Consider the following 15,716-nt stretch of genomic DNA (forward strand, 5'->3'; position numbering starts at 1 on the left):
ACCAGTGATCCAATCACTCCAGCACCTCGCCCGTCGTCAGGTTGACAGCAGGCACGTCTGCACCATCCTCGCGTAGAGCGGCCTGGATGGTCTGCGCCAGCGCCGGTCCGATGCCCTTGACGGCCGTAATCTCGCTAACATCCGCGGCACGGAGCTTCTTCACCGACCCGAAGTGCGCCAACAGCGCCTTGGCCCGGACTTGGCCGAGGCCCGGGATGTCGTCCAGCGCGGACCGCACCATCGCTTTGGACCGTCGTTGCCGGTGGAAGGTGATGGCGAAGCGGTGCGCTTCGTCCCGGACCCGCTGCAACAGGTAGAGGCCTTCGCTGGTGCGCGGCAGGATGACCGGGAAGTCGTCGTCGGGCAACCAGACTTCCTCCAACCGCTTGGCCAAGCCGACCACGGCGACGTCATCGATGCCGAGGTTGCGCAAGGCAGCGGCCGCCGCGTTGACCTGGGGCTTACCGCCGTCCACCACGATCAGTTGCGGCGGGTAGGCGAATCTTCTTGGCTTTCCGGTGGTTTCATCGATCGGACCGTGCGGCAGACGGTCGTCCTGATCGTGGTCGTCGATTTCCAGGCCGCCGCTGTCGCCCTGCTCCTCCAGATACCGACGGAATCGCCGGGTCAGCACTTCGTCCATCGCAGCGGTGTCATCCACCCGTACGGAACCGTCGGGCTGCGGGGTGCCACGCACGATGAACCGGCGGTACTCCCCCTTACGCGCTAGACCGTCCTCGAAGACCACCATCGACGCGACGACGTTGGTGCCTTGGACGTGGCTGACATCGAAACACTCGATCCGCAACGGCGCCTGGGACAGGCCCAGCGCGTCCTGGAGGTCCTGCAGGGCCTGGCTGCGTGCGGTCAGATCGCCGGCGCGAGCCACTTTGTGCCGGGCTAGCGCCTGGGCGGCGTTGCGCTCGACGGTCTGCATCAGCGTTCGCTTGTCACCGCGCTGCGGCACCCGCAGATCCACCCGGGCACTGCGCAAGCCACCCAGCCACTCGGCCACCGAGTCGGGGTCGGGTGGCAGGGCGGGGACGAGGACTTCGCGCGGGACCCCCTCAGGTGACTCACCGCCGTACACCTGGAGCAACAGCCGCTCGACCACCTCGGCCAGGCCCAGGTCGCCCTCCTCCTGTTTGTCCACGACCCAGCCGCGCTGGCCGCGCACCCGGCCACCACGCACGTGGAACACCTGAACGGCTGCCTCCAGCTCGTCGTCGGCGATACCGAACACGTCGGCATCCGTGGCGTCGCCGAGCACGACGGCACTGCGCTCCAGGGCTTTGGTCAGCGCGCCCAGGTCATCGCGCCGACGCGCGGCGGTCTCGAAATCGAGTTCGCTACTGGCCTCGAGCATTTCGCGCTCGAGTCGCTTCACGAACCGGTCGGTGTGACCGGCCATGAAGTCACAGAAGTCCTCAGCGATGGCGCGGTGGTTCTCCTCACTCACCCGCCCCACACACGGTGCCGAACACTTCTCGATGTAGCCAAGCAGGCAGGGTCGCCCCACCTGACCGGCCCGTTTGAAGACACCACTGCTGCAGGTGCGGATCGGGAAGACCCGCAGCAACTGGTCGAGCGTCTCCCGGATGGCCCAGGCGTGCGCATACGGCCCGAAGTAGCGGGTACCGGGCCGCTTACGGCCCCGCATCACCTGCGCCCGCGGGAACAGCTCGCCCATGGTCACAGCGAGGTAGGGGTAGGACTTGTCGTCGCGGTACTTGACGTTGAACCGGGGGTCGAACTCCTTGATCCACGAGTACTCCAGTTGCAACGCTTCGACCTCGTTGCGGACCACCGTCCACTCGACGCTGGCACCAGTAGTGACCATGGTGCGGGTGCGTGGGTGCAGTGCCGAGATGTCCTGGAAGTACGACGACAACCGGCTGCGCAGCGACTTCGCCTTGCCGACGTAGATGACCCGGCCGTCTTTGTCCCGAAACCGGTACACCCCAGGATCGAGCGGGATCTCCCCCGGCTTTGGACGGTACGTCGATGGGTCGGCCACGCCCCTACTCTACGAAGCCGCGCCGACAGTCCCGATCAGCTGACCTGGACGTCGCTGCCTTCGACGGTTGCGGTGTACGACGCCAGCGCCTCGGTTGCCGGGCCCACCTTCGCCGAGCCGTCGGAGATGCTGAATTCGCTGCCGTGGCAGGGACATTTGATGACGCCGTCCTCGACCGAGGTCACGGGGCAGCCCTGGTGGGTGCAGATGGCGGTGAACGCCTTGTACTCGCCGGAGGTGGGTTGGGTGACCACGTATTTCTCCTCGAGGATCACCCCGCCACCGACCGGAACCTTCGATGTGGCGACCGTTGCCTTGGCGGCGGTCCCACCGGACGCGGCGGACGTCGCAGCCGATGTCGCGGCTGACGACGACGTGGACTCAGCCGCGGACCCGGTCGCGCCTCCCCCGCTGCTCGAGGACCCGCCGCACGCAGCCAGCACCGCAGTTGCCGCCACCGCTGAACCGCCGACCCCGGCGGAGCGCAGGACCGCGCGACGGTTGGTCACCAGTTGCTGCAGCTGCTGGTGTCGGGTCTGCGCAGTCGTCGGCTCGGGAGTCGTCTGTTCTGGAGACTTCTGGTGCTGAGTCTTCTTGTGGGGGCTCATAGGATCATGGTGAATGTTTGAACCGTCAATCACAACGAAACCCTCCTTGGAGGTGGCTGTGAGAACGGTCAAGCGCCCTTGGCCGTGCGCGTCCCCGTCGTCAGCGCCGCTTTCCTGGCGGTCTTGCGGGGAGTCGCGCGCTTCGTCGATGGCCGCGCCTTGGCCGGTGCCGCCAGCAGCGGCGCCAAGAACTGACCGGTGTACGAATCTGGCACGGCCGCAACGTCCTCCGGTGTGCCGGTCGCGACGACCAGTCCGCCGCGGTTGCCGCCCTCCGGACCCATGTCCACGATCCAGTCAGCCGACTTGATGACGTCGAGGTTGTGCTCGATGACCAACACCGTGTTGCCCTTGTCGACCAACCCCTGCAGCACCAGCAGCAGTTTGCGGATGTCCTCGAAGTGCAGACCGGTCGTCGGCTCGTCGAGCACATAGATCGTCCGCCCGGTCGAGCGCTTCTGCAGTTCAGAGGCCAGTTTGACCCGTTGTGCCTCACCGCCGGACAGCGTCGGCGCCGGCTGCCCGAGCCGCACATAACCCAATCCGACGTCGACCAGGGTGTTCATGTGCCGGGCGATCGCGGGGACCGCAGCGAAGAAGTCGGCGGCCTCCTCGATCGGCATGTCGAGGACTTCGGCGATGTTCTTGCCTTTGAAGTGCACCTCAAGGGTCTCGCGGTTGTACCGCGCGCCATGGCACACCTCGCACGGCACGTACACGTCCGGCAGGAAGTTCATCTCGATCTTGATCGTGCCGTCACCGGTGCACGCCTCGCAGCGACCACCCTTCACGTTGAAGGAGAATCGGCCCGGTTGGTAGCCGCGGACCTTCGCCTCCGTGGTCTCGGCGAAGAGCCGACGGACGTGGTCGAAGACCCCGGTGTACGTCGCGGGGTTGCTTCGCGGCGTACGTCCGATCGGTCCCTGGTCGACGTGCACCACCTTGTCCAGGTGCTGCAATCCCTCGACGGTCCGGTGCCGACCCGGGACGTGCCGGGCGCCGTTGAGCTGGTTGGCCAACACGTTGTAGAGGATCTCGTTGACCAGCGTCGACTTCCCGGATCCGGACACCCCGGTCACGGCGATCAGGTTGCCCAGCGGGAACTCGACATCGACGTCCTGCAGGTTGTGCTCCCGGGCGCCACGGACGGTCAACAAGCGCCCGTCCTGGGGTCGGCGCACGGCCGGCGTCACGATCTCCTTCGCACCGGACAAGTAGGCCCCGGTCACGGACTCCTTGGCCTTCAGCAGACCCGGCACCGGCCCGGAGTAGACGACCTTGCCGCCGTGCTCACCGGCACCGGGCCCGATGTCGACGATCCAGTCCGCGGTCGCGATGGTGTCCTCATCGTGCTCCACGACGATCAGGGTGTTGCCCAGGTCGCGCAGCCGGGTCAGGGTCTCGATGAGTCGGTGGTTGTCGCGCTGATGCAGACCGATGGACGGCTCGTCCAGCACGTAGAGCACGCCGACCAGGCCGGACCCGATCTGGGTCGCCAGGCGGATGCGCTGCGCCTCACCCCCGGACAACGTGCCTGCCGGCCGGTCCAGCGACAGATAGTCCAGACCGACGTCGAGCAGGAACCCCAACCGCGCGTCGATCTCCTTGATCACCCGCTCGGCGATCTGCTTCTCGCGCGGCGTGAACTGCACCGAGTCCAGGAATCCGGCTGATTCGGACAGCGGCATGGCGCACACTTCGGCGATCGAGCGGCCACCGACGGTGACCGCCAGCACCTCCGGACGCAGTCGGGCCCCGTGACACGTGGGGCACGGCACTTCACGCATGTAGCCCTCGTACCGGTCCCGGCTCCAGTCCGAATCGGTCTCGGCATGCCGCCGCTTCACGAACGGGATGACACCCTCGAAGCCGGTGGAGTAACTGCGCTCGCGGCCGTACCGGTTGCGGTACTTCACGTGCACCTGGTGGTTGCGGCCGAGCAACAGCGCATCCCGGGCCTTGGCTGGCAGCTCCCGCCACGGATCGTCGATCGAGAACCCCATCTCGTCGGCCAACGCGCCGATGACGCGCACGAAGTAGTCGGCCGCACCCGAACCCTGCGCCCACGGCAGGATCGCGCCCTCCCGGATCGACTTGTCCTGGTCGGGCACCAACAGGTCCGGGTCGACCTGCAGCTCAGTTCCCAGGCCGGTGCAGTCCGGGCAGGCACCGAACGGACTGTTGAAGGAGAAGGTGCGGGGTTCGATCTCATCCAGGGCCAGCGGGTGGTTGTTGGGGCAGGCCATCTTCTCCGAGAAGCGGCGCTCGCGGGCCGGATCGTCAGCCGGCAGATCGACGTACTCGATGAACAACATGCCATCGGCCAGGCGCAGCGCGGTCTCCACGGAGTCCGTCAGCCGATGCTTGCCCGACGCATCCCCACCCTTGGCGACCAACCGGTCCACAACGACATCGATGGAGTGCTTCTTCTGCTTGGCCAACGTCGGCGGCTCGGCCAGCGACACCACCTCGCCGTCGACCCGGGCCCTGGAGTAGCCCTTGGTCTGCAACTCGGCGAACAGGTCGGTGTACTCGCCTTTGCGCTGGCGCACCACCGGGGCCAGGACCTGGAACCGGGTGCGGTCCGGCAAGTCCAGCAGGGTGTCGACGATCTGTTGGGGCGTCTGCCGGCCCACCGGCTCACCACAGATCGGGCAGTGTGGTCGGCCGGCCCGCGCGAACAACAACCGCAGGTAGTCGTAGACCTCGGTGATCGTGCCGACGGTCGAGCGGGGGTTGCGGTTGGTCGACTTCTGGTCGATCGAGACCGCCGGCGACAAGCCCTCGATGAAGTCGACATCCGGTTTGTCCATCTGGCCCAGGAACTGCCGGGCGTACGCCGAGAGGGACTCCACGTAGCGACGTTGCCCCTCGGCGAAGATCGTGTCGAACGCCAGGGAGGACTTCCCCGAACCCGACAAACCGGTGAATACCACCAGGGCGTCACGGGGAATGTCGACGTTGATCGAGCGCAGGTTGTGTTCGCGGGCGCCACGGACCCGCAGCTGGTCGTGATTCACGGAGCCCCGAGCGGGCACGGACCGGGAGGAGACAGGCACCCGTCAATGCTAGGTGGCGGCACCGACAGCCTCCCACCCACCGATCGGCTACCGGGTGTTCGACCACTCACGCCCTACGCTCAGAACATGGCCGACGCCCCCGACCACGCACGCTCCCACCGGGAGGTGCCTGGCCCTTACAACTCCTGCCCGGACTCCCCGCCCCGGGTGCCGATCGCCGAATACGCGATCATCGGCGACACCGAGACTGCCGCCCTGGTCAGCCGCCGCGGGTCCATCGACTGGATGTGCCTGCCCCGCTTCGACAGTGCGGCCTGTTTCGCCGCTCTGCTGGGAACACCAGACCACGGCCGATGGCTGATCGGCCCGGTCGGGGAGGCGACCTCGACGCGCAGGTATCGCGGGCACAGCTCCGTCCTGGACACCACCCACACGACCGCCTCCGGGCAGGTCCGCGTCACCGATCTCATGCCGTTGGGCATGGACCGCGCGGACATCGTCCGGGTCGTCGAGGGCCTGGAGGGCGAGGTCGAGATCGAGCACGAATGGGTGGTCCGGTTCGCCTACGGGCGGGTGCGTCCGTGGGTGGCCCGACACAACGGGCCGAGTGAACACAGTGACGTCCTGACTGCCATCGCGGGTCCGGACATGCTCGTCCTGCGTGGCAGCCGCCTGCCGCATGCCGTCGACGGCCACCACTACGACCGGTTCACCGTCAAGGCCGGTGAGCGGTATGAGTACTCGCTGAACTGGTTTGCGTCCTGGAAGCCGATCCCGCCTGCGCTGGAGGTCGATTCGCGGATCCAGCGGACGATCGAGACCTCGGAGGCCTGGGCATCCGCCAGTTCGTACCGCGGACCGTATGAGGAGCAGGTCGTCCGGTCGCTTCTGGTGCTCCGGCTGCTCACGGACACCCGCCGCGGCGGCATCGTCGCGGCCCCCACCACCAGCCTGCCGGAGGAACTCGGCGGCGTCCGCAACTGGGACTACCGCTACTGCTGGCTGCGGGATGCGTCCTTGACCCTCGAAGCACTGCTCGGCGCGGGATTCACGGGGGCGACCAGCCTCTGGCGGGACTGGCTGGTCCGGGCGTTGGCTGGAGATCCCGAGGACATGCAGATCATGTACGCCGTCGACGGCAAACGCGACCTGCCGGAGAGTGAACTCACCCATCTGCCGGGGTACGCCGGCTCACGGCCCGTCCGGATCGGCAACGGCGCGGTCGACCAGAAGCAGACCGACGTGCTGGGCGAGGTGATGATCGCGTTGCACGACGCCCGCGAGATGGGCCTACCGGAAAGCGCCCACGCCTGGTCGGTGCAGCGCGCGCTGGTGGACGACCTGGTCAAACACTGGGACGAGCCGGACAACGGTCTCTGGGAGATCCGCGGCCCGCTACGGCACTTCACGCATTCCCGGGTCATGGTGTGGGCTGCCTTCGACCGGGCGATTCGAGCGGTCGAGGATCACGGCCGCCACGGCTCCGTGCAGGAGTGGCGTCGGGTGCGCGACGAGGTCCACCACGAGGTCCTCACCAAGGGTTTCAACGCCGGGATCAACTCCTTCACCCAGCACTACGACACCACCGAGGTCGACGCGAGTTTGCTGCTCATTCCTGCGGTGGGTTTCCTGCCCGGGGACGACCCGCGGGTCGTCGGCACCATCGAGCGGATCGAGAAGGACCTGATGAAGGACGGGCTCCTGCTGCGCTACCGCACCGAGTCCGGGGTCGACGGCCTGCCCGGACAGGAGCACCCGTTCCTGGCCTGCTCCTTCTGGTTGGTCGGCGCCTATGCCCTGACCGGCCGTCTGGCTGATGCGCACGCCTTGATGAAGCGGCTCGTCGCGCTCACCAACGACCTCGGGCTGCTCGCCGAAGAGTACGACCCGGTGTCGGGCCAGATGGTCGGCAACTACCCGCAAGCGTTCAGTCACCTCACGCTGGTGCAGGCCGCGGTGACCATCGCACGAATGGAGGCTGAGTCGCTATGACGTACGACGGTCGGGTGAGCCCCGGCGGACCGTGGGCGGTCCGGGAGTTGCCGGAGGCGACGATCTACAAGCTCGCCGTCTCCGAGATGAGCAACAACGTGTACCTGATCGAGGACCGGGTGACGCACGATGCCTTGCTCATCGACGCCGCCGACGACTGGCCGGCCATCGCGGAGATGATCGAGAACAGCGGGGCGCGGGTGCGCACCATCCTGACCACGCACCGCCACTGGGATCACGTGCGTGCGTTGCAGGAGGCCGTCGAAGCCACCGGCGCCCAGACCGCCGCCGGCGCGGACGACGCCGACGCCATCCCGGTGCGCACTGACGTCCTCCTCTCCGACGGTGACCAGTTGACCGTTGGCGGCCTGACGTTGGATGTCATCGCGCTGCGGGGTCATACGCCCGGATCGGTGGCCGTGGCCTTCAACAGCGCGGACGGCCCCCAACTCTTCACCGGCGACTCTCTCTTCCCGGGCGGCGTCGGCGCCACGAATCACTATGACTACCAGTCATTCCCGTCGCTGATCGCCGACGTCTCGGATCGAGTGTTCGACGTGTACGACGATGCCTGGATCTACCCGGGCCACGGCGACGACACGACGCTGGCCGCCGAGCGACCGCACCTGCAGGAGTGGCGCGACCGAGGCTGGTGATTGGATAGCTCGGTGACCGAGAGCCAACTTTTCCTCGTCCGTGTCCCTGTGTCTCCGGTCTGGGTGTCACCCCGCTCGCCGGGTGCGGTAGACGCCCCCGTGACGGCCGACGTACCCGATCATCCGGGCTGGTTGGCCGCGCTCGATGCGTCGGGTCCAGAAGCGGACCGGCTCTCCTTGCACGGGCGTCTGGACACCGAGTTGGTCGAGGGCGAACCGTTCGTGGTGGACGACCAGACCGATGACGGATGGAGCCACGGGTACGCCGCGTGGCAGCCGAGCGCCAAGGACGAGCGGGGCTATCCGGGCTGGGTGCGGACCGCTCACCTGGAGCGTGCTGAGCGCCAGGAAGTTCCGCCGCTTCGATCTCCTCGGATCGTGCCGCGGCCGGAGTTGTTCCTCCAGCGTGCCCAGGAGTACGCCGGTACGAAGTACCTCTGGGGCGGCTCGGCGCCCGATGCGGTCGACTGCTCCTCGTTGGTGCACAACAGTGCCCGCTGGTTGGGCATCGTCGTACCGCGGGACGCCGACGACCAGGCGGACGCTCTGTCCGCAGTACCCGTCGATGACGCACAACCCGGAGACCTGTACTTCTTCGCACAGCCCGGCAAACGGATCCACCACGTCGGCATCGTGACCGGGCCACGCCGTATGTTGCACGCACCCGAGACCGGCGCGACGGTCGTCGAGGAAGCACTCTCCCCCGAGCGGATGACGACCCTGGTGGCGGCGGCCCGGATCCCCGGTCTTATGCGGTGACCGCACAGCCGTTCACGTCCCGCGGCGACCGGGTGCCGGCACCGCTGTTGGTGCTGGCCGGGATCGTCTCGGTGCAGTTCGGCGGAGCGCTCGCGGCGACCCTGCTGCCGTTGGTCGGCGCACCCGGATCGGTGGCGTTGCGCCTGGCCATCGGTGCGCTGATCATGTTGGTCGTTGCTCGGCCGCGGTGGACGGGACGCAGCCGGCGGGACTGGCTGGCGGTCTCGGCGTACGCCGCGGCGCTCGGCTGCATGAACCTGTCGTTCTACGGCTCGCTGGAGCGGCTACCGATCGGTGTCGCGGTCACCATCGAATTCGTTGGCCCGCTGGTGCTTTCCGCGGTCCTGTCGCGCCGGCCGCGCGACGCGATCGCGGTTCTTGCGGCGGCGGTCGGCGTCGTCCTGATCTCGGGGGCGTTGACAACACCGTGGTCGGAACTGGATCTCGTAGGGATCGGCCTGGCGCTGGCGGCCGGTGGTTTCTGGGCGCTTTACATCCTCACCAGCGGCTGGACGGGTGCTCGGTTCGAACGGCTCGACGGGTTGACCATCGCGATGTGCCTGGCCTCAGCGGTGGTCGTGCCCCTTGGGCTTCTGTCCGCCGGATCGGCTCTCTTCCACCCGGAAGCGCTGCTGAAGGGATTCGGCATCGCGATCCTGTCCTCTGTGCTGCCGTACTCGTTCGAGCTTCTCGCGTTGCGTCGGTTGTCGCCGCAGGTGTTCGGCATTCTGCTCAGTCTTGAACCGGCCGCGGCCGCTCTGGCCGGGCTGATCGTGCTGCATCAGCGCCTGACTCCGGTGCAACTGGTCGGGATGGCGTTGGTGGTCTCGGCGAGCGTGGCCGTGCTGACCGGTCGCCAGGTGGTCGACAACGAGCCGATCGCCGAGCAATAGCGAACCAACCCGCTACCGCACAGCACGATCACGTCGGTCGCTGTCCCGCGCACTGCTCACGCACTGCACGGTCTGCGGTCACCGAGTCGCCTCGGCCATCTGCCGCAACTCCTTCTTCAGGTCACCGATCTCGTCACGCAACCGCGCCGCGAGCTCGAAGTGCAGATCCGTTGCCGCCTGGTGCATTTGGGCGGTCAGCTCCTGGATCAGGTCGGACAACTCCCCCGCCGGCAGGCTCGCAACCCGCGACCCCGAGACCTCGGCCGCGTCCGCCGCCGCAGCGCCGCGACCACCCCGACCCCGCCCGGTCGCCTTACCGCGCGACTGGGTTCGGCCGCTGCCGATCAGGGCATCGGTGTCGGCGTCCTCGCGCTGCAGGAGATCGGTGATGTCGGCGATCTTCTTGCGCAGCGGCTCCGGGTCGATGCCGTGCTCGGTGTTGTAGGCCAGTTGCTTCTCCCGACGCCGATGGGTCTCGTCGATCGCCTGCTGCATGGATGGCGTCACCGTGTCGGCGTACATGTGCACCTGACCGGAAACGTTGCGGGCAGCACGACCGATCGTCTGGATCAGCGATCGCGCCGAGCGCAGGAAGCCTTCCTTGTCGGCGTCGAGAATGCTCACCAAGGACACCTCGGGCAGGTCGAGACCCTCGCGCAACAGGTTGATGCCGACCAGCACGTCGAACTCGCCCAACCGCAACTCGCGCAGCAACTCGACGCGACGCAGGGTGTCGACCTCTGAGTGCAGGTAGCGGACCCGGACACCCTTCTCCAACAAGTAATCCGTCAGGTCTTCGGCCATCTTCTTGGTCAGGGTCGTGACCAAGACACGTTCGTTACGGCCCACCCGATCACGGATCTCGCCGAGCAGATCGTCGATCTGGCCCTTGGTCGGTTTCAGGACGATCTCCGGATCCACCAGACCGGTCGGGCGGATGACCTGCTCGACGACGCCGTCGGCCTTGGCCACCTCGTAATCGCCGGGAGTCGCCGACAGGTAGACCGTTTGACCGATCCGCTCCAGGAACTCCTCCCACTTCAGCGGTCGGTTGTCCATCGCACTCGGCAGCCGGAATCCGTGGTCGACCAGCATCCGCTTGCGGGACATGTCGCCTTCGTACATTGCACCGATCTGCGGGACGGTCTGGTGCGACTCGTCGATGACCAGCAGGAAGTCCTCGGGGAAGTAGTCCAGCAAGCAGTTCGGCGCCGAACCAGCCGACCGGCCGTCGATGTGCCGGGAGTAGTTCTCGATCCCCGAACAAGAGCCCACCTGGCGCATCATCTCGATGTCGTACGTCGTGCGCATCCGCAGCCGCTGCGCCTCCAGCAACTTGCCCTGGCGGTCGAGCTCGCCGAGCCGCTGCTCCAACTCGGCCTCGATGCCGCTGATCGCACGTTCCATCCGCTCCGGCCCGGCGACGTAGTGCGAGGCTGGGAAGACGTACATCTCCTCCTCTTCGCGCACGACCTCCCCGGTCAACGGATGCAGCGTGTAGATGCGCTCGATCTCGTCGCCGAAGAATTCGATCCGGATCGCCAACTCCTCGTACACCGGGATGATCTCGACGGTGTCGCCGCGCACCCGGAATGTGCCGCGGGTGAAGGCGAGGTCGTTGCGGGTGTACTGCATCTGCACGAACCGGCGCAGCAGGTCATCCCGGTCCATCCGGTCGCCGACGCGCAGCCGAGCCATCCGATCGACGTACTCCTGCGGCGTCCCCAGACCGTAGATGCACGACACGGACGCCACCACGATCACATCGCGACGGGTGAGCAGCGAGTTGGTCGCCGAGTGCCGCAGGCGCTCGACCTCCTCGTTGATCGAGGAGTCCTTCTCGATGTAGGTGTCGGTCTGCGGGATGTACGCCTCGGGTTGGTAGTAGTCGTAATACGACACGAAGTACTCGACGGCGTTGTTCGGCAGTAACTCGCGGAACTCGTTGGCCAACTGGGCAGCCAGGGTCTTGTTGGGCGCCATCACCAAGGTGGGCCGCTGGACCTGCTCGATCAACCAGGCGGTGGTCGCCGACTTACCGGTGCCGGTCGCGCCCAGCAGCACCACGTCCTGCTCGCCCGCCTTCACTCGGCGGGTCAGGTCGGCGATAGCCGTCGGCTGGTCACCGCTCGGCGAGTACTCCGAGACGACCTCGAAGGGCGCCACCCGGCGCTGCAGATCAGTTGTCGGTCGCATATTGCAACGGTAAACGCCACCACCGACAGCCACATTCCGGCGGCGGGCGGGAACGCGCCGTACGCTCTGATCCATGTCCCGTCGGAGCGTCGTCGCGCTCGGTCTCACCTGTGCCGCGCTGCTGGCCGGCTGCTCCGGCACGCCGGAGACGTCGGCGACCTTCCCGGCGTTGCCGTCGGCGACCGGGAGCACTGCTGGTTTTCCGGCGACCCGCGGGTTGACCGCCACCCAACTTCGGGTCGTGACCGTCGCCCGCGAACAGTTCGAACACCCGCAGAGCGCGACCACCTACTCCCAAGGTGTGGACGAGGCGTGGTGCGCGGACTTCGTCAGTTGGGTGATGAAGACCGCGGGCACCCCGCTGCGCAACCCCAACTCCGGCGGGTGGCGGATCCCTGGCGTCTACACGCTGCAGGACTACTTCACCAAGGTGGGCCGGTTCCACCGTGGCGGTTCCGCGTACCGTCCCGTGATCGGTGACGTCGTCATGTACGACACGCCGAACCGTTGGGGGAACCACACCAATCTCGTGGTGGCCACCTCGGGCGACTCCTTCACCACCGTCGGCGGCAACCAGCCCGGTGGCATCACCGTGACGACCCAGAACGTCACGGACGCAGGCATTCTCGGCTACGGCTCGCTCCCCCGGACCTGACGGCAAGGGACTTGATCGTGTCCGTCACCAGAGTTCGCTCGCGCAACGCGACGTTCCAGTACTGGCAGACCCTGCTGACCAACCGGAACAAGCGCGGTCGCGCCCGGGAACTGGTCGTGCAGGGCGTCCGTCCGACCGATCTCGCGCTCGCGGCACAGACACCGATCCGCTCGCTGCTGGTCGCCGACAGTGGCACCCGCTCACGCTGGGCGCAGGAGGTGGCGGACCACGCACGAGCCGCCGGCGCGGCGGAGTACCTTCTTGAGCCCGAGTTGCTGGCCGAACTCGGCGAGCAGGAGGACCGCACCCCGGAGTTGCTGATCACCGTGGAGATCCCGCACGATGACCCGGCCCGGATCAGCCTGGCTCCAGACCTTCTCGCGGTCGCGCTGGACCGCCCGGCCTCTCCCGGGAACGTGGGGTCAATCATCCGCTCAGCGGATGCCTTCGGCGCTCACGGCGTGATCATCACCGGGCACGGCGCTGATCCGTACGACCCGCGGGCAGTGCGGGCCTCGACCGGCTCGATCTTCACGATCCCTTCGGTGCGGCTCGCGGGCCCGGCCGACGCGATGGCCTGGGTTTCCGCTCTGCGGGGCAGCGGCGTACCGGTGCAGGTCGTCGGCACCGACGAGACCGGCACGCACCCCATCGAGCGGGTCGACCTGACCCGGCCCACCTTGATCGTGACGGGCACCGAGAAGACCGGGATGTCAGCCGGCTGGCGCGAGGCGTGTGATGTCATCGCCAAGATCCCGATCGGTGGCCACGCTTCGTCGTTGAACGCGGCCAACGCGACGTCCATCGTGCTGTACGAGGCTGCCCGCCAACGCGGCTGACGCCAGACCCCCGGTGTCCGGCGCAACGACGGCTCTCCCGCAAGCGCCTGAACACTGCCGTCCTCTTGCTACACATAGACGACTGCCTGAACGCGGTTCCCCGACCCAAGACAGCGGCGGCATGCACGTCAGACGCCGCGGTCAGTCGCGGTCAGTCGCGGTCAGTCGCGGTCGTGGCCGACCCGGCCCAGCCAGCTGGCAATGCTCACTGCGGGCACATCGTCGCTGACGCGACGCCGCGACTTCCGATGGCCCTTTTCGCTCACCAGCCACAACCCGTCGGAGTCACGGGACTCGACACGGTGATCAATCCACTGGTGGTTTGCCTCAACCTGAGGCGATCCGTAGGAGTACCAGTCCCACCGGACCTGATCTGCCCGGTCGATCCGCAGCTGATACGGATCTGTCGTCAGCAGCTGTGGCGACCAGACGTGCAGCGCTTCTCCCTCATTGAAGGACAACACCAGGACGTCGCCGTTCTCGACGCTGACGTCGACGATCGTGTGCTGGTTGTCGAGCGGACGACCGAACCACTCGCCGTACATGCACAGACTCCCGACGACCAGGTCTGGCAATTGATGTTGAAGCGCTGCAGCGATGTCCCGGGCACCCATACCCACAGGGAACAGGCTACGGACCTCAGGGCTGACTCTTCGTCACGGCCGAAGGTTCCAGCGAACGCCCATCGCGGTCACCGCTGCTGTCAATTCCTGCTCGTGGACGAGGGTGTGATGCCGCTGGCACAACAACGCGCAGTTCGTCAGGTCGGTCCGTCCGCCCGTGGCCCATGCGATCAGATGGTGCAGGTCGCACCACGAGGCACGAACAGTGCAGCCCGGGAAGGTGCAGTGAGTATCGCGTCGCCAGACCGCCAGACGTTGCGCTTCGGTGAAGAGCCGCTTCTCCCGGCCGACATCCAGCGCCCGCCCTGCCGTGCCGAGCACCATGGGGATGATCCCCGCGTCGCACGCTGTGCGGCGGACCGTTGCCGCCGACGACACCTGGCCCGTTCCCGTGACTCCTGCCGTGTCCGTGACGCCGCGCAGTGAGTCCAGATCGATCGTCACGAGCAGTTGCGCGCGTGACCAACGGGGCACCTTGCCACCGGCCTCGACACCCCTGGTGATCACGTCCATCAACGCATCCGCGCGGCGGTGCGCGGCCCGTCGCGGATCCGGCTCGCCGTTCGGACCCGGCACCGGGGATGACAACGCCGCTACCGCGGCATCGATGACCGCAGCCGCTTCGGCTTCGACCGTCAGCCGGTACTCGGTCAGTCCGCCTGGCCCGGGCAACGTGTGCAACGCCCGGCCCCGCCGGGCCGCTGCCTCTTCTTCCGCGAGAAGGTCGTTCGGCTTGAGCACCTGCCGCGTCTTGTTGATCACTGTGGCCAACTCCCGGGAGGTTAGCCCCCACGATCCCAGCCACGACTCACCCGGAGCGGCCGCTCGCAGTGGCGCTTCCGGCGCGTCGACTGCTGCGGCAACCATGGTGCTGACGACCTCCGAGAGCTCCTGCCCGTCAGCCACCGGCACCACGTCATCGAGGAACCGGACGATCTGCGCTCCCTTGACCACGGACAGCCGGCCCTCGCCCACCGCGGACACGACGGTGTCGACCAGTGACGAATCGTTCGAAGCGGCTGCGGCGTTCGCTGCGGTGGCCATCGCGACCACCCGGCTTGCGTGCGTGCGGTCCGGCGGCGGCGCGTGCACGCCCTCGACCACGCACATCCAGTCCGCAGCCGAATGGCCTTGCTCCGTATGCAAACCCCGTGCCATGCCCTCCCGGACCAGCTCCACTTCCAGACGGTCCAGCGCCGCGCGTGACACCCCGATGGCATCCAACGCCCCGACCAGCGCCGTCTCGCTCCATCGGCTCGCAGCTCCCAGTACCGGGTCCAGCTCCTGCTCTGGCAGCCATGCCGCCATCACCGCGGCACCGCCACGCACGGCGTCCAACCCTGCCGCGCCGAGACCCACGAAGGGCGCGATGACTGCGTCCGCCTCAGCGGATGCCAAGCCCAGAGACGAAGCAGCGCAGGATGATTCGTCACACGACGAAGGCACCTGCAGCGGTGG

The 15,716-nt window shown here is 67.4% G+C and carries 12 protein-coding genes; 6 read left to right on the plus strand and 6 right to left on the minus strand.

Translation table 11 applies throughout. The features are described from left to right. Positions 1–13 precede the first annotated feature (13 nt). The 3 genes from uvrC to uvrA form a co-directional block, all read right to left on the minus strand. Positions 14–2,017, minus strand: coding sequence for an excinuclease ABC subunit UvrC (uvrC, locus tag DR843_RS06725; RefSeq protein WP_109684671.1), 2,004 nt, complete (start codon positions 2,015–2,017; stop codon positions 14–16). Positions 2,018–2,052: 35 nt separating this feature from the next. Further along, a complete protein-coding gene (locus DR843_RS06730) occupies positions 2,053–2,625 on the minus strand; it encodes a Rieske (2Fe-2S) protein (RefSeq protein WP_109684672.1) in 573 nt (190 codons plus the stop codon). Between the two features lie 68 nt (positions 2,626–2,693). Next, positions 2,694–5,684, minus strand: coding sequence for an excinuclease ABC subunit UvrA (uvrA, locus tag DR843_RS06735; protein ID WP_245934036.1), 2,991 nt, complete (start codon positions 5,682–5,684; stop codon positions 2,694–2,696). Positions 5,685–5,771: 87 nt separating this feature from the next. On the opposite strand from uvrA, the gene DR843_RS06740 reads away from it, so the two are divergent. The 4 genes from DR843_RS06740 (at position 5,772) to DR843_RS06755 (ending at position 9,945) form a co-directional block, all read left to right on the plus strand. After that, positions 5,772–7,637: a glycoside hydrolase family 15 protein gene (locus DR843_RS06740; RefSeq protein ID WP_109684674.1), complete on the plus strand. Its 1,866-nt coding sequence runs from the start codon at positions 5,772–5,774 to the stop codon at positions 7,635–7,637. Further along, on the plus strand, positions 7,634–8,293 hold the full coding sequence (locus DR843_RS06745) for an MBL fold metallo-hydrolase (protein WP_109684675.1): 660 nt from the start codon (positions 7,634–7,636) through the stop codon (positions 8,291–8,293). The genes DR843_RS06740 and DR843_RS06745 overlap by 4 nt, the downstream gene beginning before the upstream one ends. 99 nt (positions 8,294–8,392) lie before the next feature. Then, a complete protein-coding gene (locus DR843_RS06750; protein ID WP_211310193.1) occupies positions 8,393–9,052 on the plus strand; it encodes a C40 family peptidase in 660 nt (219 codons plus the stop codon). After that, positions 9,049–9,945, plus strand: coding sequence for an EamA family transporter (locus DR843_RS06755; protein WP_245934037.1), 897 nt, complete (start codon positions 9,049–9,051; stop codon positions 9,943–9,945). The genes DR843_RS06750 and DR843_RS06755 overlap by 4 nt, the downstream gene beginning before the upstream one ends. Before the next feature lie 78 nt (positions 9,946–10,023). Here the strand turns inward: DR843_RS06755 and uvrB are convergent, their stop codons facing one another. Next, positions 10,024–12,141 carry an excinuclease ABC subunit UvrB gene (gene uvrB, locus DR843_RS06760; RefSeq protein ID WP_109684677.1) on the minus strand — a complete coding sequence of 706 codons (2,118 nt, stop codon included), beginning with the start codon at positions 12,139–12,141 and terminating at the stop codon, positions 10,024–10,026. Positions 12,142–12,214: 73 nt separating this feature from the next. Between uvrB and DR843_RS06765 the strand changes: the two genes are divergently transcribed. Together DR843_RS06765 and DR843_RS06770 are read left to right on the plus strand one after the other, a co-directional pair. Beyond that, positions 12,215–12,796: a CHAP domain-containing protein gene (locus DR843_RS06765; RefSeq protein ID WP_109684678.1), complete on the plus strand. Its 582-nt coding sequence runs from the start codon at positions 12,215–12,217 to the stop codon at positions 12,794–12,796. Between the two features lie 17 nt (positions 12,797–12,813). Continuing rightward, positions 12,814–13,635, plus strand: a complete 822-nt coding sequence (locus DR843_RS06770) for a TrmH family RNA methyltransferase (protein WP_211310194.1) — start codon at positions 12,814–12,816, stop codon at positions 13,633–13,635. Positions 13,636–13,796: 161 nt separating this feature from the next. On the opposite strand, the gene DR843_RS06775 is transcribed toward DR843_RS06770, so the two are convergent. Both DR843_RS06775 and DR843_RS06780 read right to left on the minus strand, forming a co-directional pair. After that, on the minus strand, positions 13,797–14,249 hold the full coding sequence (locus DR843_RS06775; RefSeq protein WP_146202503.1) for a hypothetical protein: 453 nt from the start codon (positions 14,247–14,249) through the stop codon (positions 13,797–13,799). A 42-nt stretch (positions 14,250–14,291) separates the two neighbouring features. Further along, on the minus strand, positions 14,292–15,656 hold the full coding sequence (locus tag DR843_RS06780) for an HNH endonuclease signature motif containing protein (protein WP_109684680.1): 1,365 nt from the start codon (positions 15,654–15,656) through the stop codon (positions 14,292–14,294). Between the last annotated feature and the right edge of the window lie 60 nt (positions 15,657–15,716).

Origin of the sequence: Branchiibius hedensis, from assembly GCF_900108585.1 — a bacterium.
In the GTDB taxonomy this organism is placed as follows: Bacteria; Actinomycetota; Actinomycetes; order Actinomycetales; family Dermatophilaceae; genus Branchiibius; species Branchiibius hedensis.

Excerpts from the sequence above, each read along its gene's own strand:
- DR843_RS06730 (WP_109684672.1), bottom strand. The coding sequence starts at position 2,625 with ATGAGCCCCCACAAGAAGACTCAGCACCAGAAGTCTCCAGAACAGACG.
- DR843_RS06740 (WP_109684674.1), top strand. The coding sequence starts at position 5,772 with ATGGCCGACGCCCCCGACCACGCACGCTCCCACCGGGAGGTGCCTGGC.
- DR843_RS06745 (WP_109684675.1), top strand. The coding sequence starts at position 7,634 with ATGACGTACGACGGTCGGGTGAGCCCCGGCGGACCGTGGGCGGTCCGG.
- uvrB (WP_109684677.1), bottom strand. The coding sequence starts at position 12,141 with ATGCGACCGACAACTGATCTGCAGCGCCGGGTGGCGCCCTTCGAGGTC.
- DR843_RS06765 (WP_109684678.1), top strand. The coding sequence starts at position 12,215 with ATGTCCCGTCGGAGCGTCGTCGCGCTCGGTCTCACCTGTGCCGCGCTG.
- DR843_RS06775 (WP_146202503.1), bottom strand. The coding sequence starts at position 14,249 with ATGGGTGCCCGGGACATCGCTGCAGCGCTTCAACATCAATTGCCAGAC.